14 protein-coding genes are annotated in these 19,011 nt (G+C 71.9%); 3 read left to right on the forward strand and 11 right to left on the reverse strand.

Going from position 1 to position 19,011, the window contains the following annotated elements; all coding sequences use genetic code 11:
* Positions 1 to 60 precede the first annotated feature (60 nt).
* Positions 61 to 423 (reverse strand): DUF397 domain-containing protein, encoded by a 363-nt coding sequence (locus ABD339_RS23915; RefSeq protein ID WP_425576076.1) that lies wholly within the window; start codon positions 421 to 423, stop codon positions 61 to 63.
* A gap of 599 nt (positions 424 to 1,022) precedes the next feature.
* Between ABD339_RS23915 and ABD339_RS23925 the strand changes: the two genes are divergently transcribed.
* Positions 1,023 to 2,027: a hydrogen peroxide-inducible genes activator gene (locus ABD339_RS23925; RefSeq protein WP_344568525.1), complete on the forward strand. Its 1,005-nt coding sequence runs from the start codon at positions 1,023 to 1,025 to the stop codon at positions 2,025 to 2,027.
* 40 nt (positions 2,028 to 2,067) lie between these two features.
* On the opposite strand, the gene ABD339_RS23930 is transcribed toward ABD339_RS23925, so the two are convergent.
* The 6 genes from ABD339_RS23930 to ABD339_RS23955 all read right to left on the reverse strand — a co-directional run bounded on the left by ABD339_RS23930 (position 2,068) and on the right by ABD339_RS23955 (position 9,244).
* The gene (locus ABD339_RS23930) at positions 2,068 to 2,247 is read right to left on the reverse strand and encodes a type II toxin-antitoxin system antitoxin (protein ID WP_344568678.1); all 180 of its coding nucleotides are present in this window, start codon (positions 2,245 to 2,247) and stop codon (positions 2,068 to 2,070) included.
* Positions 2,248 to 2,562: 315 nt separating this feature from the next.
* Entirely contained in the window at positions 2,563 to 3,465 is a 903-nt protein-coding gene (locus tag ABD339_RS23935; RefSeq protein ID WP_344568680.1) for an SPFH domain-containing protein, read from the reverse strand.
* Between the two features lie 406 nt (positions 3,466 to 3,871).
* Positions 3,872 to 6,259, reverse strand: coding sequence for an ABC transporter permease (locus ABD339_RS23940; protein WP_344568526.1), 2,388 nt, complete (start codon positions 6,257 to 6,259; stop codon positions 3,872 to 3,874).
* Complete coding sequence (locus ABD339_RS23945; protein WP_344568527.1) at positions 6,256 to 6,975, reverse strand: ABC transporter ATP-binding protein; 720 nt, start codon at positions 6,973 to 6,975, stop codon at positions 6,256 to 6,258. The genes ABD339_RS23940 and ABD339_RS23945 overlap by 4 nt, the downstream gene beginning before the upstream one ends.
* Positions 6,972 to 7,496: a PadR family transcriptional regulator gene (locus ABD339_RS23950; RefSeq protein WP_344568528.1), complete on the reverse strand. Its 525-nt coding sequence runs from the start codon at positions 7,494 to 7,496 to the stop codon at positions 6,972 to 6,974. Before ABD339_RS23950 ends, ABD339_RS23945 begins: the two co-directional genes overlap by 4 nt.
* Positions 7,497 to 7,798: 302 nt before the next feature.
* A complete protein-coding gene (locus ABD339_RS23955) occupies positions 7,799 to 9,244 on the reverse strand; it encodes a catalase (protein ID WP_344568529.1) in 1,446 nt (481 codons plus the stop codon).
* Positions 9,245 to 9,476: 232 nt separating this feature from the next.
* Between ABD339_RS23955 and ABD339_RS23960 the strand changes: the two genes are divergently transcribed.
* Positions 9,477 to 11,570: an effector-associated constant component EACC1 gene (locus tag ABD339_RS23960; protein ID WP_344568531.1), complete on the forward strand. Its 2,094-nt coding sequence runs from the start codon at positions 9,477 to 9,479 to the stop codon at positions 11,568 to 11,570.
* Between the two features lie 179 nt (positions 11,571 to 11,749).
* Entirely contained in the window at positions 11,750 to 13,525 is a 1,776-nt protein-coding gene (locus ABD339_RS23965; protein ID WP_344568533.1) for an alpha/beta hydrolase, read from the forward strand.
* Positions 13,526 to 13,612: 87 nt separating this feature from the next.
* On the opposite strand, the gene ABD339_RS23970 is transcribed toward ABD339_RS23965, so the two are convergent.
* From ABD339_RS23970 to ABD339_RS23985, 4 genes are all read right to left on the reverse strand, one after another.
* Complete coding sequence (locus ABD339_RS23970; protein ID WP_344568535.1) at positions 13,613 to 15,049, reverse strand: AI-2E family transporter; 1,437 nt, start codon at positions 15,047 to 15,049, stop codon at positions 13,613 to 13,615.
* Positions 15,050 to 15,309: 260 nt separating this feature from the next.
* Complete coding sequence (locus ABD339_RS23975) at positions 15,310 to 16,032, reverse strand: aggregation-promoting factor C-terminal-like domain-containing protein (RefSeq protein ID WP_344568537.1); 723 nt, start codon at positions 16,030 to 16,032, stop codon at positions 15,310 to 15,312.
* Positions 16,033 to 16,433: 401 nt separating this feature from the next.
* On the reverse strand, positions 16,434 to 17,774 hold the full coding sequence (phoH2, locus tag ABD339_RS23980) for an RNA 5'-3' helicase PhoH2 (RefSeq protein WP_344568539.1): 1,341 nt from the start codon (positions 17,772 to 17,774) through the stop codon (positions 16,434 to 16,436).
* A gap of 463 nt (positions 17,775 to 18,237) precedes the next feature.
* Entirely contained in the window at positions 18,238 to 18,999 is a 762-nt protein-coding gene (locus tag ABD339_RS23985) for an isoprenyl transferase (RefSeq protein ID WP_344568682.1), read from the reverse strand.
* Positions 19,000 to 19,011: the final 12 nt, after the last annotated feature.

Consider the following 19,011-nt stretch of genomic DNA (forward strand, 5'->3'; position numbering starts at 1 on the left):
CCCCTGCCCAACCCCGCGAGGGTCGCGCGGGGGCTCGTAGGGGACGCCCGGACAGCCGCCTCAGTGCTCCGCACGCTTCAGGTCATCGACGAACGCCGACCATGCGGGGGCGGACAAGCGCATCGGTGTCCGGCCGGTGTCCTTGCTGTCACGGACGGGGACGACCCCGGTCGCCGAGGCCGGGGACAGCGCGTCTGCGCGTAGCCGGTCAAACAGATTCCGGGCGGCTTCCACCCGGTCCGATGAGTCGATCACACGGCCGATGCCCTGCCCCTCGGCGAACGTCATCGAGGGCATCACGGTGCCTGATTCGACCTTGCTGACGTAGCCCTCCGAGTACCCGGTGGCAATGCCGAGTCGCTTCTGCGTCAGCTTTCCGGCGAGCCGTACGCGCTTCACGTCCGCGCCGGACGAGTGAGGCACCAGGGGGTTCGAGTCGTGAGCCCGCTTCCGACTCCTTGCCATACCTGACCAGCCCTTACATCTCTGATCATGGGGGCACGCGTCGTAGCCCGCTCGCACGATGACGTTCAAGCCGCCACAGAGTACCTGCCAGTCGTGTTGATCTGGCTACACAGAGCGATGAAGTGCCCCGGCGGTGGGAGGACGGACATCGATGAGCGGCAGCCCGTGGTGGCGCCCGGAGGTGATCTGCGCGGGAGGGCGCCAACTCACGGCGCCGAACCCTGAGTTGGCTACCGCGTTGGCGCGCTGATGGTGGACCGCCGGACGAACACGCCGGGCTTCGTCGTCGACCGCGACGGCGGCGAGCTGCTGCTCCGGCCGGTGGGCGGCGGTCGCGAGTGGACGTGCCCTCCGGGGGGTGCCGTACTGGCGCCGTCGCCGGAGGCGTGATCTCCGGGGCCGCCGGCCACGTCGCTGGGGGTACGCGCAAAAGCGTCACCACTTCAGGGGGTGACGCTTTTATGGACCCTCCCCCATCCCTGGGCCGGCCTGAGCCGTGCGGACGATTGATCGCCGAACCAGTTACGGTGAAGGGCGTTGATTGGAGTGACTTATCAGTGCCGGTCCCAGCCCAGGCCGCCCAGGCCCCCGCAGTCCAGGCTCCCGCCGTCCAGGCCCCCCTCGCCCCCCGTGTCCGCCAGCCCACCCTCTCCCAGCTCCGCGCCTTCGCCGCCGTCGCCGAGCATCTGCACTTCCGGGAGGCGGCCGGCAGCATCGGCATGAGTCAGCCCGCCCTCTCCGGAGCCGTGGCCGCGCTGGAGGAGACGCTGGGGGTGCGGCTGCTGGAGCGGACCACGCGCAAAGTGCTGCTCTCGCCCGCCGGGGAGCGCATGGCCGCGCGGGCACGCGCCGTACTGCGGGCGGTCGGTGAGCTGCTGGAGGAGGCCGAGGCCGCGCAGGCGCCGTTCACGGGTGTGCTGCGGCTGGGGGTGATCCCGACCGTCGCGCCGTACCTGCTGCCGACCGTGCTCGGGCTCGTCCACGAGCGCTACCCGGACCTGGATCTCCAGGTCCACGAGGAGCAGACGGCCTCGCTGCTGGAGGGGCTGGGACAGGGCCGCCTGGATCTGCTGCTGTGCGCCGTGCCGCTGGGGGCGCCCTGGGTGAGTGAAGTGCCGCTCTTCGACGAGGACTTCGTCCTGGTCGCACCGCATGACCACCCCTGCGCCGGGCGCCGGGACCTGCCGCGCTCCTCGCTGCGCGAGCTGGACCTCCTGCTGCTGGATGAGGGCCACTGCCTGCGCGACCAGGCACTCGACATCTGCCGCGAGGCCGGACGCACGGAGGGCGCCACCGTGACGACGAGCGCGGCGGGCCTCTCGACGCTGGTGCAGCTGGTGGCGGGAGGCATGGGCGTGACGCTGCTGCCGCGTACCGCCGTGCGCGTGGAGGCCGGGCACAACGAGGCGCTGCGCACGGCCGACTTCACCGCTCCGGCCCCCTCGCGGCGCATCGCGCTGGCGATGCGGGAGGGCGCGGCCCGCGAGGAGGAGTTCCGCGCCTTCGCGGACGCGCTGCGCTCCGCGATGCGCGAGCTGCCGGTACGCCCCGTCCTGCCCTGACGACCTGCCCCCCGTTCGTCCGCTCACCCGCGCGCCCCGGTCACTCCTCGCGGGGCGGGCGGCCTCTGCGGGGGTGGGGGCGGGTCTCCCTGGGGAGGCGCCCGGCATCCTTGAGCGCCTGGCGCAGCAGGTAGTCGATCTGCGCGTTGGTGGAGCGCAGTTCGTCGGCGGCCCAGCGCGCGAGCGCGTCGTGCATCGCCGGGTCGAGCCGCAGCAGCACCTGCTTGCGCTGCCGCCGCTTCGCGCCGGGCGCCGCCGCGGCCTCGTCCGCCTCGGCAGCGGCGTCGTCAGCCCCGGGCGCGGCCCCGGCGGCCCCCCGGCCCTGACCGCTCGGACCCTGGTCGCCCGGGTCCCGGCCACCCGGTTCCTGGTGCGCCGTGTCATGGCCATCGCCCGGCGCCCGGCCCCCGCCCTCTCCCTCACCCTCGTCGGTCACAGCTCTCCGCTCCTGCGGCGCCGCCCTCCGGCATCGGCCGCCCGTTCCGCCTGTCACCTGCCGGTCACTGCTCGCTGATCGGCGCTCGCAGCTCGCCGATCACTGGTAGAGCGACCCCGTGTTCATCACGGGCTGGGGCGAGCGGTCGCCGCACAGGACGACCAGCAGGTTGCTGACCATGCTGGCCTTGCGCTCCTCGTCCAGTTCCACGAAATCCTGCTCGGTGATCCGGGCCAGCGCGTCCTCGACCATGCCGCACGCGCCCTCCACGATCTGCTTGCGCGCCGCGACCACCGCGCCCGCCTGCTGCCGCTGGAGCATCGCGGAGGCGATCTCGGGCGCGTAGGCGAGGTGCGTGAAGCGGGACTCGACGATGGTGACGCCCGCGGCCTGCACCCGTGCGGTCAGCTCGGCGGCCAGCTTCTCGGTGATCTCCTCGGCGTTGCCGCGCAGCGAGAGGCCGGTCTCCTCGTGGGCGTCGTACGGGTACTCGATCGCGATGTGGCGTACGGCGGCCTCGGTCTGGGTGGAGACGAACTCGATGTAGTCGTCCACCGAGAAGGTGGCCTGCGCGGTGTCCTCGACCTGCCAGACGACGACCGCCGCCAGCTCGATGGGGTTGCCGTAGGCGTCGTTGACCTTGAGGACGGCGGTCTCGTGGTTGCGCACCCGGGTGGAGATCTTGGTGCGGCTGGTGAGCGGGTTGACCCAGCGCAGTCCGTCGGTGCGGATCGTGCCGGTGTAGCGGCCGAAGAGCTGGACGACGCGGGCCTCGCCCGGCGCGACCATGTTGAGCCCCGCCATGCCGAACACCGAGCCGATCAGCAGGATGACGCCCAGCACGATCAGTACGGCGCCGCCCGCCGCGCTGCCGTCCGAGGCGAGCGAACCGCCGCCGATGACGGCGCCGACGCCGGCCAGGAAACCGATCAGGCCCAGCAGCAGCGCGAGGCCGCCGGGGATGCTGTGCGCGGTGACCTCCCGCACCTCGGGTACGGGCATCCGCGGCGGGTCGGCCGGCGCGGTGGTCCCCCGGCCCGGTGCGGCCCCGGCGCCCTGGGCGGCCCGCGTGTCCTGCGGGTCCCGTGAGTCCCGTGAGTCCCGTGTGTGGCGTGAGCTGGAGTCGTTGCGGCTCATGATCGCTTCCCCCGTCCTTGTGTGCGGTCCGTGCGGCGGTCCGCCGTCACTCCCTATCAATGTGATAGCACTTTAGCGGGAAAGCGCGGCGCCGGCCAGCCCGGGGTACGACCGGGGCCCGGCCGGAACCGCGAACGGGCCGCCTCCCGCCATGGGGGAGCGGGAGGCGGCCCGGGTCTGCGGCGCGCCCGGTCAAGGACCCGGCTCTGCGGACCCGGTCAAGCACCCGGATCTGCGGGGCACCCGGTCAAGGCGCCCCGCACGGGTCGGGTCACTCGGTCCGCAGGCCGTCCGGGCGCATCAGCCGCCACAGCACCGGCATGCTCAGCAGCGTCACCAGCGCGATCAGCCCGGCGCCGAGCCCGCTCATCGGCAGGACGACCGTCCAGTCCATGCCCGGGCTGCCGATCGTCCGCAGCAGCGCCCAGCCCAGCCCCAGCCCGCTGACCGAGGCCAGCACGAGGCCCAGCACCACCGGTATCGCCGACTGCCACAGCACCGAGGCGCCCAGCGTGCGGCGCCGCGTACCGAAGGCCACCAGGACCGCCAACTGCCGTCGGCGCTCGCGAAGTTGCTCTATCTGGGAGATGACCATGCTGGCCGCGATGAGCGCCAGCACCCCGGTGGCAGCGGCGAAGATGCCCCGACTGAGCTGCACGAACCCGGCGGAGACCTCGGCCCTGCCGAACGTCGCGGCGGACGCGGTGGGGTTCTGCCGGAAGACGGTCGTCCGCACGTTCTCCAGCGCGTCCGGGTCGTCCTTCGCCAGCTGGACCCAGCCGTTGTAGGAGCCTTCCACCCGGTCCGGGGACAGTGCCGAGGGTGTCGCCAGGATCCCTGAGACGGGCACGCCCGAAGCCGACAGCTCGCTCTTGACGGTGGGCGCCTGGGACGGCAGGCGCCAGTCGGCCTCGCCCTTGCCGCCGGGCCCGGCGATCCGCAGCGTGCTGCCGCCGGGCGGCGGGGCCGTCGCCTCGTCCGCGACATCCCCGGCATCCCCGGCATCCGACCGCTTGCCCGGCTCCGCGCGGAATACCTGGCCCTCACGACAGGAGCCGATCGCGGCGATGTCGCGCAACCTGGCGCAACTGCCGATGATCACGGTGGCGTAGCTGCCGTCCTTCCCCTTGATCTCCTGATCGGCCGACAGGTATCCGGCCGCCGAGGCGACGCCCTCGGTGCTCTTGAGCGCGCGCGTCATCCGGTCCGCCTGGGCAGCACCCTCGGCCGTGATGTCGGTGACGTTCACCTCGCGCCCGTCGGCGCGATTCTGCTCCGCCATCTGTGTGGACTGCTCCTGGACAGCGGAGAACAGGAGCTGGAGGGCGATCGCCCCGGCCACCGCGATGGTGATGCCGCTGACGGCGCGGGTCGCCGTCCCGGTGCTCAACTGGAGCCGGCGGATCGCCAACTGCCAGGAGACCGGGCCGCCGTTGAGCCGAATCACCACCCGCTCCACCAGCCAGGGCAGCAGCAGCGCGATCCCGCTCAGCAGCAGCACCACACCCGCCGAGACCTGGGCCTCGTTCACCGAGCCGCCGGCGCCGGCCAGTTCACCGGCCAGCGGCAGCAACAGCCCCAGGCCCAGGAGGGGAATGAGCAGCCGCCACCACAACCGGCGCGCGCGGGACGTGCTCTCCCGCAGCACGCCCAGCGGCTCGATCGTGACGCCACGCAGTGCGAACACCGAGACGGCCACCGCCACGACCGGCACCCCGAGCACGACCAGCGCGCCCAGCAGCAGGCCCGGCCGCACATCCGAGGGGAAGACGCTGAGGTGGAACAGCGTGATATGCCCGATCAGCCGGCGGCTGACCGCGAACAGCACGCCGCCCAGCAGCAGCCCGGACAGTGCCCCGGCCAGCGACTCACCCGCCGCGATCCTGCGGGTCATGGCGGTGTCCGAGCCGACGAGCCGCAGTGCGGCCAGCCGCCGGTCGCGGCGTTCGCCGCCGAACCGCGCGGCCGTGCCGATGAAGACGGCCACCGGCATCAGCAGCACCGCGCAGGCCACCGTCCCGAGCAGGATCAGCACCGGATCCGCGGGGGACTTCTGCTGGACCCCGCCGAAGTGCTCCACCCGCTGGACGCCCCTGCCCGGCTTCAGCGAGTCGGTGCCCGCGTAGAAGGCGAGTTCCCCGGGGCCGATCAGCCCCTCCTCCGCGATGACGCCGACGGTACGGAAGTCCAGCCGCTCGCGCAGACCGGCCCCCTCGTCGGAGTCCAGCAGCTTCTTCAGGGCCGGCGAGACCCACATCTCGCCCGGCTTCGGAATCCGGTCGATCCCCGGCGGGGTCACCGGATGGTCCCCCTCGGCCTGGAGCGTCCTCCCGAAGAGGTCCTTACCGTGGTACGCGGTGGTGGCGTCCGCCGACAGGAGCGTCCGGTCGGTGCGCTCCGTCTTGGCGTCCGGATCGACGTTCCCCAGCGTCGATCCGCTGATCCCGTTGATCTGGCGGGCGTCACCGCGGGTCTCCTGGCTGCTCATCACCTGCGGCATCGAGGCGGCCAGCAGCAGCATCGCCACCCCGAGCGCGACCCCCACGGCGGTCAGTACCGTGCGGATCCAGCCCTGCTGCCCGCTGAACGCGAACCGGGCCCCCATGCCCAGATCGCGGGCCCACACCCGGCTCCGCCGGGTCTCGCCCAGTAGTGTCATACGGCGCCCGCCAGCACGCTCATGTCCCGGGCGCGGCCGTCGCGGACGACGACCTCGCGGTCGGAGTAGGCGGCCACCCGCGCCTCGTGGGTGACCAGCACCACCGCGGCGCCGGTCTCCCGCGCCGCCCGGGTCAGCAGCTCCATGACGCGCTCGCCGTTGAGCGAGTCGAGCGCGCCGGTCGGCTCGTCGGCGAAGACGACGCGGGGGGTGGCCGCCAGCGCGCGGGCGATGGCGACCCGCTGGCCCTGGCCACCGGAGACCTGGCCGGGCCGGTGATGGCGGACCTCGTCCACCTCCAGCCGGGCCAGCCAGTCCCGGGCGCGGGCCTCGGCCTCCTTACGGCCGGAGCCGGCGAGGCGCAGCGGCAGCGCCGCGTTCTCCAGGCAGGTCAGCTCGGGCACCAGCTGCCCGAACTGGAAGACGAAGCCGAAGTCCCCGCGGCGCAGGGCGCTGCGCTCGGCGTCGGACAGGCCGGAGATCTCCTGGCCCTGGTAGAAGACCCGTCCCTGATCGGGCGGGACGATCCCGGCAAGGCAGTGCAGCAGCGTGGACTTGCCGGAACCGGAGGGGCCCATCACGGCGACGACCTCACCGGAGCGGATGGCGAAGTCGGCGCCGTCCAGCGCGGGGGTCGCCCCGTACGTCTTGCGCAGGCCCTCGGCCCGCAGGAGAGCGCCGACGGGCGGGCCGGACGGGGACTGGGCAGCGGTCATGACCGCACCTCCTGAGCGAGCTTGTCGAGCCGGGCGGCGGCCGTCTCCAGCCACCGCAGATCGGCTTCCAGATGGAACAGAGCGTGATCGCAGATGAGCTGGTCCGCGAGGTCGCCTTCGGTCTTGCGACGGGTCAGCTCCCGCATCAGCCGCAGGTGCTCCGAGCGCTGGGTGTCCAGCAGCGCCCCGCCGTCCCGGTCCGTCAGCAGGGCGAGTACGAGCTTGGTGTAGAGCGTGCTCTGCAGATACGGCTCGGGTTTCTCCGGGGTGGCCAGCCACTGGGCCACATCCGTGATCCCGGCGTCCGTGATCGCGTACCGCTTGCGCTCGGGCCCGCCCCCGGCCTCGACCCCGTCCACCTCCACGAGCCCGTGCTTCAGCAGCCGGGACATCGTCGAATAGACCTGCCCGTAGTGCAGCGGCCGGTCGTGCCCGAACCGCTCGTCAAAGGTCCGCTTGAGGTCGTACCCGTGCCGCGGCCCGGTCTCCAGAAGGCCCAGCAACGTATGGCTGATAGACATGCCCCGCACTGTACATCACGGGTATACACCGTGCGTATACACGGCGAGAAGAGACCCTCTAAAGGGGCGGGGGCGCCCGAAAGGGGCGCCCGAAAGGGGCGCGGGGCTGCGCCGATTTACGGCTCCGCCGCGCGGACGCGGGCGCTCCCCGAAGGGGCGCGGGACGTACCGCTCTGCGGCTCCGCCGCGCGGGCGCGCCCAGCCACAAAGCACCCGCACCCGGGGAGCGCACCCACACCACCCACCCCGAGCCGCCACATCACGAGGTGCGGGTCACCCGGTCACAAGCACGTGGCCCCCGCTCAGTCGGGGGCCACGCTCGCGGCGACCCGGTCCCCCAGCGCCTTGTCAACATTGCGCCAGTACTGCACGGCCCGCTCCAGCACGGGCCCGCTCACCCCGTCCAGAAGGTGCCCCGAGATGTTGCCGACCAGGCGATCGCGCGCCGCGTCGTCCAGCACCTGGCGCACCATCGTGCCGGGCTGTCCGAAGTCGTCGTCCTCCCGGCGCAGGGTGTAGGCGTGCCGCACCATCTCGCTGTCCTCCACCGTCCAGCCGGTGACCGGCGCCCTGGTGGGGTCGGCGGCGGGGCCGCCGTAGGAGTTGGGCGCGTACGGGCGGGCCACGTTCGGCGACACGTAGCGCATCGGGCCGTCCTTGGCGTACGAGTGCACGGGCGCTTGCGGCCGGTTGGGCGGCAGTTGCGCGTAGTTGGGCCCGATGCGGTAGCGGTGCGTGTCCGGGTACGAGAAGAGCCGGCCCAGCAGCATCTTGTCGGGCGAGGGCGCGATACCGGGCACCAGGTTGGACGGCTCGAAGGCGGCCTGCTCGATGTGGACGAAGAAATCGTCCGGATTCTTGTTGAGCGTCATCCGGCCGACCTCGATCTCGGGGTAGTCGCCGTGCGGCCACACCTTGGTCAGGTCGAACGGGTTGAAGCGGTAGTCCGGGGCGTCGTCGAACGGCATGACCTGCACCTTGAGTGTCCAGGTCGGGTGCTCGCCGCGCTCGATGGCCTGCCACAGGTCGCGGCGGTGGTAGTCCGCGTCCTCCCCGGCGAGGCGGTCGGCGTCCTGCTGGGTGAGGAAGCCGATGCCCTGGTCGGTGTGGAAGTGGTACTTGATCCAGAACTTCTCGCCGGCCGCGTTGACCCACATGTAGGTGTGCGAGCCGTAGCCGTTCATGTGGCGGTAGGAGCTGGGGATGCCGCGGTCGCCCATCAGCCAGGTGACCTGGTGGGCCGATTCGGGCGAGAGCGTCCAGAAGTCCCACTGCATGTCGTGGTCGCGCAGCCCGCTGCCGATCTGCCGCTTCTGGCTGCGGATGAAGTCCTGGAACTTGATGGTGTCGCGCACGAAGAAGACCGGGGTGTTGTTCCCGACCAGGTCGTAGTTGCCGTGCCGGGTGTAGAACTTCAGCGCGAAACCGCGCGGGTCGCGCCAGGTGTCGGGGCTGCCCTGCTCCCCCGCGACGGTGGAGAAGCGGGCCAGCATCTCCGTACGCTTCCCCGGCTGGAAGAGGTCGGCGCAGGTGAACTGGCTGACGTCGTTGGTCACCTCGAACACGCCGTAGGCGCCGCTGCCCTTGGCGTGGACCACGCGCTCCGGGACCCGCTCCCGGTTGAACTGCGCCATCTTCTCGATGACGTAGTGGTCCTGGAGCAGGATCGGGCCGTCGGCTCCGACGGTGAGCGAGTGCTCGTCACTCTCCACCGGGATGCCGGCGTTGTTGGTGGTGTAGTCGGACATGGAGCGTCCTCCCGTGAACGGGGATGGGCTGCGTGATCCGGATTCGCCCACTCAGCAAAACTCGCCGACACGGTGTCGGCAACCCTTGGATCCGGCCCACGCCCGCGCCACACGCGGAATCCGCTCCCGGTTTCACCCGCCCGGGTGACACGGCCCCGGACCGGGAGCGCCGCCCGCGCACCCGCCGTCAGGACTGTGGTGAACACACGTACGCGACAGGGGAGAACGGCGTATGGACATCCGTATCCGCAGCACCGGCGGCACACCCCTGGGCCCGGACGCCCCGCCGCGGACCGGCACCCCCGCTCCTCCCACCGGCCGCACGCCCCTCCCGGCCTCCCCCCTGGACGCCGACACCGACACCGACACCAGCGGCGATACCGATATCGATGCCGACCAGCTCCTCTCGCTCCACCAACGGCTCCTGGACGACGACGGGCTGCCCCGCGATGCGGCCCTCACCCTGTGCGCCGCCCCCGGCCCGGAATCCATGGGGGGCGCGTGGGAGGCGGTCGGTGTCGTGCTCACCCACGCCACGGCGCTGGCCAACCTCGCCCTGGCCGTGGCCACCTGGCGGCGCACCCACGCCGAGCCGCCGGGCGTACGCATCGAGGCGAACGGCGTGACCGTCACGCTCCCGGCCGGCCAGGACCACGATGCGGAGAGCGTCCGGCGTCTGCTCGGCGCGCTCACACCGCCACCGGGTGACGGCCATGCCTCCGGCCGACCCCGCCGCCTCCCGCGCCGTCCTCATCGGCACCCACACCTTCGCGCGCCTCGACCCGCTGCCCGCCGTCGCCAACAATCTGCACCGGCTGCGCGCGACGCTGACCGACCCCGCCTTGTGGGGCTCCCGGCCGAGCACTGCACGGTGCTCGAACAGCCGGCCCACCCCGATGAGGTGCTGGACGCCGTGCGTACGGCGGCCGAAGAGGCGCGGGACACGCTGCTGATCTCTTACGCGGGCCACGGACTGATCGACCCCCGCGCCTCCGAACGCGCGGACAAACTGTGCCTCTCGCTGCCCAATTCCCACCCCTCCCGGCTCTACGGCTCCATCCGCTACCGCGACCTGCGCGGCCTCCTGCTGGACGCGCGCGGGGCGCTGCGCAAGGTCGTGGTGCTGGACTGCTGCTTCAGCGGACAGGCGGCGGTGACGACGGGCCCGGCGGACCTCGCGGACGAGGCGGGCATCCAGGGTGCGTACGTGCTGGCCTCGGCCGGGGCGAATGCCGAGGCCAAGGCATTCGCCGGGGAGCGCTGCACGGCCTTCACCGGGGAGTTCCTCAACCTGCTCGAAGAGTGCCTGCCGGGCGGGCCCGAGCTGCTGGCCCTGGACACCCTCTACGACCACGTCCGCCGCGCCGCGCACCGCAAGGGCCTGCCCGAGCCCCGCCGTTCGGCCGCCGACACCGCCCAGCATTTCGCGCCCGTCCGCAACCGCGCCTACACCGCGCTGCCCCCGGACGTCCTGCGCAGGCGCGAGGTCGCCCGGCTGTGGGCGGAGCCGCGCTCGCACTACGACGAGCGGTGGGAGGCGGCGGACCCACCGGCGGTCAGTACCACCCCGGCGCCCCGGACCCGGGCGGGATCCGCCTTCCGCTGCCGTCCCCGTCCTGGCTCCGGGCCCAGGCGGAGCGGCACACGGCGTACGTCCGCACGGCCCGCGCCCTGGAAGCTCTGCGCCGCAGCCGCCTCCAGGAAGCACGTCGCACCGGGGAGATGCGCCGTGCCGAGGACCGGATCGCCCGGGGCCGCCACGACGGACGGCCCCGCGCCCGAACCGGCCGCCGCGCAGCGGTGGTTCGCGGACGTGCTGCGGGCCGCCTGGCAGGACGGCGGCGCACCGGCCCTGCCCGAGCTGGCACGCCCCATGGGCCGCACCCAGACCACCGTCGAGGAGTTGCTGACCAGCGGAAGGTTCCCCACCTGGCGCCAGGTCTCCGCCTTCGCCGCCGCCTGCGGCGTGGCCCCCGGAAGCCTCGACGGCGCCTGGACCCGGACCAGACTGCGTCTCAGGAGGCGGCGGCGCACCCAGCGCCCCGCGCCCCACGCGCACCCCCTGCCCGTGAACGCGGCCACCATGCTGCTCGGCGACGCGCCGCGCACCGCCTTCCAGTTGCTGGAGCTGACGCCCACGCTCTTCGCGCAAGAGCGGAACCTGGACCCGGCGGCGGTCGCGCGCTACACGACGGGGGCCGAGCCGCCGCCCTGGCGGTTCGTCCACGACCTGAACGTCGAGGTGCGGGCGCGCGGCGACACCGGATTCACCTTCCAGGGGCAGACCCTCTCGCAGCTGTACCACGCCGCCGAGGACGCCCCCTGACCTCCCGCGCCCCCGGGGTGCGCACCCGCACTGCCCCGGCGCCCCCGCCGAGAGGGCCCGCCCCCGCCGGGCAACCCCGCCGACCCCGCCTGCGTCAGCAAATCCGGAAGACCGATACTGGACGGCGATTTCCCGGGTGAGTGAGCAGGAACCCGGGCGAGTGAGCAGGAAAGCGAGTAATGGGACAGCCAGCGGACGACCGGCTCGCGCCGCTGCGGCGCACCGGGCGGTGGGCCAGGGCTCTGGCCCGGCGGCCGTACTGGAATCCGCCCGACTCCTCCTGGGTCGTGCGCCGCTGGCCGGGGCTGACGGCGATGTGCTGCGCGACGCTGTTCTTCTGGCTGTCGCTGACCCCCTCGCTGGTCCCGCGGCCGTGGCTCCTCCAGGGCGTGATCGGCGGGATCACGGCGGCGCTGGGCTACGCGACGGGCGCCCTGCTGGAGTGGCTGCTGCGGCTCGCGCTCGGGCCGCTGTGCCGCCGGTACATACCCTGGCGCCCCGACCCGCGCCGACGGGCCCGGGCCTGGCTGGCCTACTACGCGCTCAGCACCGGGCTCACCATCGCGGCGCTGTCGTGGAGCGCGGATGCCCAGCGCACACTGCGCCGGCTCCAGGAGCTGCCGGAGACCCTGACGTGGCACTCGGCGATGATCGCGCTGCTGGCCCTCGTGCTCTGCGGCCTGCTGGTGGCGCTCGCGCGAGTGATACGGCTGGCCACCCGCGAGCTGATCCGGCTGCTGGGCCGGTTCGTACCGCGCCCGCTGGCCATCGCCGTGGGGGTGCTGGTCAGCGCGACGGTGGTGGTTTTCGGCACGCGGGATGTGGTCTTCGACCGGGGGATCATCGATGTCGCGGCCCGCATCGCGGAGAACACCGACAAGGGCACCAGGGACGGCATCGTCCAGTCCGGCTCCCGCTATGTCTCCGGCAGCCCGCACTCGCTCATCGCCTGGGACGATCTGGGCTACGAGGGCCGCAACTTCACCGGCTCCTCGCTTTCCGCGCGCCGGATATCGCAGGTCACCGGCGAGCGGGCCATCCAGCCCATCCGGGCCTATGTGGGCCAGGAGTCGGCGCCCGGCTTCGCCTCGCGTGCCCGCCTGGCCGTTCGCGAGCTGGAGCGCACCGGCGCCTTCGACCGCGAGGTGCTGGCCATCGCGGGCACCACGGGGCGCGGCTGGGTCAACTCCACGGACGCCGAGCCGCTGGAGTACATGTACGGCGGAGATACGGCGATCGTCGCGGTGCAGTATTCCTACCTGCCCAGCTGGGCCTCCTTCCTCGTCGACAAGGAGCAGGCGGGCCGCGCCAACCGGGCGCTGGTCAAGGCGGTGCGCGCCCGCTGGCTGGAGCAGCGGCCCGACAAGCGGCCCAGGCTGGTCGTCTTCGGCGAGAGCCTGGGCGCCTACGGGATCGAGGCGGCGTTCAAGGGGCCGGACGATCTGCTGGCCAAGGTGGACGGCGCGCTGCTGGCGGGCCCGCCGAACTTCTCGCCCATCCGCCAGGAGCTGACCCGGCGCCGCGATCCCGGCAGCCCCGTGTGGCGCCCGGTCTACAAGGAGGGGCGCAACTTCCGCTTCGCGCAGTGGCCCCAGAAGGACCTGCGGCGGCCCGGCCCGGTCGCCGAGTGGAAGAGACCGCGGGTGGCGTATCTGCAAAACGCCTCGGACGCCATCGTGTGGTGGTCCCCGGACCTGGCGTTCAACCCGCCCCGCTGGCTGCGCAAGCCGCTGGGCCCCGACATCACGGACGCGGTCAACTGGTTCCCGCTGGTGACCTTCTGGCAGACCACCGTCGATATGGCGGTCTCCTACTCGGTGGGCGCCCCGCACGGGCACCGCTACGGCAACGGCTCGGTGGAGGGCTGGGCCGCCGTGGCACCGCCCGACGGGTGGACGGGAGCCGACACGGCCCGCCTCCAGCACTCCATGGACCAGCGCGAAGCCCCGTACTGAGCCTTGTACCGGCCCTGGTCCCGTACCGGCCCCTGGTCCCATACAGGTGCCTGCTTCCGTACGGGCGCCGCGGCGCCCCGCGTACGGTCACCGCTTGCCGTTGCCCCCCTCGCGCGGCTCGGTGCCGGTGCCCGCGCCGGTTCCGGCGTCCGCGCCGGGCCCCGCCCCCGTATCCGTCACGGACTCGGGCGGTGCCGTCTCGCGCACCTGGCGGATGGCCTGTTCCTGCGCGTATCCCTTCAGATAGCCGACGACGGTGTTCGTCACCGCGACCAGCGGCACCGAGACGACCGCGCCCGGGATGCCCGCGATCAGGCTGCCGCCGGTCACGCCCAGCACCACGGCCAGCGGGTGCACCCGCACCAGCCGTCCGAGGATGAACGGCTGGAGGATGTGGCTCTCGATCTGCTGGACGGCCAGCACGACCGCCAGCGCCAGCAGAGCGGTGAACACGCCATCGGTGACGAGCGCGACCACCACGGCCAGCGCTCCGGAGATCACCGCGCCGACGATCGGGATGAAGGCGAACAGGAAGATGAAGACCGCCAGCGGCACGGCCATCGGGACCTTGAGGAAGTAGAGCCCGACGCCGATGAAGACCGCGTCGATCAGCGCCACTATCACCGTGCCGCGCACATACCCGGTGAGCGTCGCCCAGGCCCGGGGGCCGGCTCCCGCGACACCCTCCCGCGCCGCGGCGGGCACGAACTTCAGCGTCCAGTTCCAGATCTGCTTGCCGTCGTAGAGCAGGAAGAGCGTCACGAACATCGTCAGCAGCGCCCCGGAGAGGAACTCCACGATGACGGTGACGCCCTCGATACCGGCGGAGGTCAGCTCCTTGCTGTTGTCCCCGATCCAGTCGCTGAGGTTCGTGGCGATGCCGTTGATCTGGTCCTCTGAGACATGGAACGGGCCGTTCAGCGCCCAGCTCTTCAGCTCCTGGATACCGTCTTGGACCTTGTCGGTGAGGGTGTCGAGGTTCTCCATGACCTGCCACACCACGAACCAGCCGACCAGCCCCATGATCACGAAGCCGCCGATGAAGGTGATGGCGGTGGCGAGACCCCGGCCCAGCCCTATGCGGCGCAGCCGCCCGACGGTGGGCTGGAGGAGCGCGGTGATCAGCAGCCCGGCGGAGAACGCGATGATCACCAGGCTGATGGTGCTGACGATCTTCATCAGCACCCAGATGACGCCGGCGAGCACGAGCAGCCGCCAGCCGGCCTCGGCGGCGACGCGCACCCCCCAGGGCACGGCGGCGGCCGGTTCCGGTTTGGCCGATATGGCGGGGGCGTACTTGGGCGGCGGCGGAACGTACTCGCGCTCGCGCGGCCCCTCCCCGCCTCCGCCCGCCTCGGCGTGGGCCTGCGCGCGGCCCGCCTCGGCCGGGGAGAGGCGGCGGTCGATCGGGTCGGTCCCGCCGACTCTCGTACCGCTGTCGCCTTCCGCTGCGGCCCGCCGCTCGGCGGCCTTCGCGGCCCAGCGGCCGATGGCCGACCTGAGCTTGTCCATACTGCTCGTCATTCCACTTCCTCCGCCCCCCTTGGCCATGGGCTTCGCCGTGTGTGGGACGACGTTACCCGCGCCCATGGTTGCTTCCGGCCCGGACGCGTCGCCCGGCGGCCCCCTCCGGAGCGCCCTCACACCTCGGACGCTCCGCACCCCCTGCCTCTGGCTGCTGCACCTGGCACGCGGCACGACGTGCGACGCCCCCCGTGGTGACCCTCTCGGGCCGCCTCGGGGGGCGTCGGGAAACTCGAACTGCCGTACAGAACCGGGTGGGCTCAGTACCAGTTGTTGGCCTGCCAGAAGTCCCAGGCACCGCAGGGGCTGCCGTACCGGTCGTTCATGTAGTTGAGGCCCCACTTGATCTGGGTGGCCGGGTTGGTCCGCCAGTCGGCACCGGCCGAGGCCATCTTGGAGCCGGGGAGTGCCTGGACGAGACCGTAGGCGCCCGAAGACGCGTTGGTGGCCCGGTAGTTCCAGCCGGACTCGCGCTTCACGATCTCCGAGAAGCACTGGTACTGGCCGCCGCCGACGATCTGCTTGGCCATCGACTGGACCTCGGCCGTCGAGTAGGAGCCCTTCTGCGTGAAGTCTCCGGCGTCGGCGCGGGAGTCCGAGCGGCTGGAGGCCGTCTGGATCTTCTCGCGCTCCTTGGCCTTCTTCGCGGCCTCCTTGGCGGCGGCCTCTTTCTCGGCCTTCGCCTTCTTGGCGGCTGCGTCCTTGGCGGCCTTCTTGCGTGCGGCTTCCGCTGCGGACTTCCTGGCCTCCGCTTCGGCAGCCGACGAAGCGGTGTCCGCCTGCTGGGTGAGGGAGGCCGTTTGTACCTGGGCCTGCGAGCCCGCCGGTATGTCCTCTAGGAGCGTCGCCTCAGCGGCTGTGGCCTCGGCGTCGGACGCCTGGCCCTGTTCGCTGCCCGCAGCAACCCCGACGACAGCGCCGACGGTGGTGACCGCGGTGGCGGACGCCACGGCGAATCCCCGGACCGAAATCCGAGCAGTCACACGGTTTCCTTCCAACACGCCCGCTGGGGTGACCTCGCGGACTCAATCGTGCCCCTGACACTGACCCCCCTCGTACATGGCCACGGGAGGTACTGGCCCGGTGGGATCCCCTTGCGGAGAGCCCGCGTGGTACTTCGGGCGGCATACGGCTACTGCTGTTCAGTTCTGTACTGCTGTGCTCTGTCGCACCGTTGGCGGTGCGGGTGTGCCGTATGCGGGGCCTGACAGAAACCACACCCTGCCGGACGCGGACGCACGGAGGCAATTCTGTGTTGAGTGGGAAAGCTCACAGGGCGTTTGGGGCTGAGGATTCAAGGAAAAGAAGGCGCGAACAGGCCCCGTGCGGCTAGGGTGCTACGCCCTTCCGCACGGGGCCTGTTCAGTACGGGTCCGGATTCGCCCTATACACGGCCCTCTTCGAGCATTTCGGTCACCAGCGCGGCGATCGGTGAACGCTCGGAGCGGGTCAGTGTGATGTGGGAGAAGAGCGGATGACCCTTCAGCCGCTCGACGACGGCGGCGACTCCGTCGTACCGCCCCACGCGCAGATTGTCGCGCTGGGCCACGTCGTGGGTGAGCACCACCCGCGAGTCGGTGCCGATCCGCGAGAGCACCGTCAGCAGCACGTTGCGCTCCAGCGACTGGGCCTCGTCCACGATGACGAACGCGTCGTGCAGCGAGCGGCCCCTGATGTGGGTGAGCGGCAGGACCTCCAGCATCCCCCGGCCCACGACCTCCTCGATGACCTCGCGGCTGGTGACGGCCGACAGGGTGTCGAAGACCGCCTGCCCCCACGGGCCCATCTTCTCGGCCTCGGTGCCCGGCAGATAGCCCAGGTCCTGCCCGCCGACCGCGTACAGCGGCCGGAAGACCATCACCTTGCTGTGCTGCCTGCGCTCCAGCACCGACTCCAGGCCCGCGCACAGTGCCAGCGCGCTCTTGCCGGTGCCCGCGCGGCCTCCCATGGACACGATGCCGATCTCGGGGTCGAGCAGCAGGTCCAGCGCGATGCGCTGCTCGGCGCTGCGCCCCTTGATCCCGAACGCCTCCCGGTCGCCGCGCACCAGCTTGATCCGGCCCTCCGCCGTGACCCTGCCCAACGCCTTGCCCTTCTCCGACTGGAGCACCATGCCCGTGTGCACGGGCAGTTCGGGCGCGTCGTGGGGCATGTCCACGCTCTCGGTGGCGAACAGTTCGTCGATGTCCTCACCAGGCAGCGTGAGTTCCGCCATGCCGGTCCAGCCGGAGTCGGTGACCGCCATCTCCGCGCGGTACTCCTCGGCCAGCAGTCCGACGGAGGACGCCTTGATGCGCAGCGGCAGGTCCTTGGAGACGACGGTGACGTCGAAGCCCTCGGCCTGGAGGTTTCTGGCCACCGCGAGGATGCGCGAGTCGTTGTCCCCCAGTCTGCCGTGCGGGTTCAAGAAGGCCGCGGGCAAGACGGCCGGGTCGGAGTGGTTCAGCTCGACCCGGAGCGTGCCGCCCAGCTCGCTGACTGGGATGGGCGCGTCGAGCCGGCCATACCTGATGCGGTATTCGTCGAGGCGTCGGAGGGCCTGCCGGGCGAAGTAGCCCAGCTCGGGATGGTTGCGTTTGGCCTCCAGCTCGGTGACGACGACCACAGGGAGCACGACTTCGTGCTCCTCGAACCTGTCCATGGCCGCCGGGTCTGCCAACAGCACGCTGGTGTCGATGACATACGTGCGCCGGCCGGCTTCGCTGCGCTTCTTGCTGTTCACCACGGTTGGACGTACCCCCTCGGAAGAGGTCGGGGAGCGACGGCGTCGCGGGGGAAGAGACCGGGCCAGGCCCACACCACGCGGGCCGGACTCCGGCCCTCCGCGTCCAGCGCCCGTGCCGCGCGGATCAGGTGCTCCGCGCGGTCCGGGCGGGCGTCCGTGGCGTGCAAGCGGGCCTCCCGGGGACCGCCCCCGTGGAAGGGGCACGGTCTTGAGGGATATTCCCCCGGGAGTGGTGATGCATGCAATGACCCCAGGGGACCGCACTTTTCGGTGATAACGCCTAAATCGTCACCGAATGGCTTACTCCGCCTCGGCCGCTGCCCGACTGCTGTCCGGCCGCAATCCGGCCGCCACCTGGCCGCCACCCAGCCGCTTCCTTGTCGCCGCCCGGCCGTTCCCCGGCCCGGCGGACCGGCCCCGGCCCCGCGCCTCCGGGGCCCCGGGCCCCGGGCCGCCGGGAGGGTCAGCCGCCGTAGCGCCGGTGGCGGGCCGCGTAGTCACGCAGCGCACGCAGGAAGTCCACCTTCCGGAAGCCCGGCCAGAAGACCTCGCAGAAGTAGTACTCGGAGTGCGCGCTCTGCCAGAGCATGAAGCCGGACAGCCGCTGCTCGCCGCTGGTGCGGATGATGAGGTCCGGGTCGGGCTGGCCCCGGGTGTAGAGGTGCTCGGAGATGTCCTCGACGGTGAGGTGCTCGGCGCAGTCGTCGAGGCTGACGCCGCGCGCGGCGCGCTCCAGCAGGAGGGAGCGGACCGCGTCGGTGATCTCCTGGCGGCCCCCGTACCCGACGGCGACGTTCACCAGTATCCCGTCGTTCTCCCCCGCCTTCTGCTCGGCCTCCTTCAGCACCTGCTGGGTGCTGTGGGGAAGCTGGTCCAGCTGGCCCACGTGGTGCACCCGCCAGCGGCCGTCGGCCGCCAGGTCACGCACCGTGTCCTCGATGATGCCGACCAGCGGAAGCAGCTCGCTGTCGGGGCGGGTCAGGTTGTCGGTGGAGAGCATCCACAACGTGACGACCTGCACATCCGTCTCACTGCACCAGCCGAGCATCTCCTGGATCTTGTCGGCGCCGGCCTGGTGCCCCTGCTCCGTCGTCCCGCCCGAGGCGCGCGCCCAGCGCCGGTTCCCGTCCAGGATGACGCCGATGTGCTTGGGCACCTGTGTGTGATCGAGGCGGTACTCCACCCGGCGCGCATAGAGCTTGTACACCAGGTCGCGCAGATTCATGGGAATGGCCAG

It is taken from the genome of Streptomyces axinellae, assembly GCF_039532135.1.
GTDB lineage: Bacteria > Actinomycetota > Actinomycetes > Streptomycetales > Streptomycetaceae > Streptomyces > Streptomyces axinellae.

Coding starts and splice junctions, on each gene's coding strand:
- ABD339_RS23950 (WP_344568528.1), bottom strand. CDS start 7,496: ATGTCTATCAGCCATACGTTGCTGGGCCTTCTGGAGACCGGGCCGCGG.
- ABD339_RS23985 (WP_344568682.1), bottom strand. CDS start 18,999: ATGAATCTGCGCGACCTGGTGTACAAGCTCTATGCGCGCCGGGTGGAG.
- ABD339_RS23955 (WP_344568529.1), bottom strand. CDS start 9,244: ATGTCCGACTACACCACCAACAACGCCGGCATCCCGGTGGAGAGTGAC.
- ABD339_RS23945 (WP_344568527.1), bottom strand. CDS start 6,975: ATGACCGCTGCCCAGTCCCCGTCCGGCCCGCCCGTCGGCGCTCTCCTG.
- ABD339_RS23960 (WP_344568531.1), top strand. CDS start 9,477: ATGGACATCCGTATCCGCAGCACCGGCGGCACACCCCTGGGCCCGGAC.
- ABD339_RS23970 (WP_344568535.1), bottom strand. CDS start 15,049: ATGACGAGCAGTATGGACAAGCTCAGGTCGGCCATCGGCCGCTGGGCC.
- ABD339_RS23940 (WP_344568526.1), bottom strand. CDS start 6,259: ATGACACTACTGGGCGAGACCCGGCGGAGCCGGGTGTGGGCCCGCGAT.
- ABD339_RS23965 (WP_344568533.1), top strand. CDS start 11,750: ATGGGACAGCCAGCGGACGACCGGCTCGCGCCGCTGCGGCGCACCGGG.
- ABD339_RS23935 (WP_344568680.1), bottom strand. CDS start 3,465: ATGCCCGTACCCGAGGTGCGGGAGGTCACCGCGCACAGCATCCCCGGC.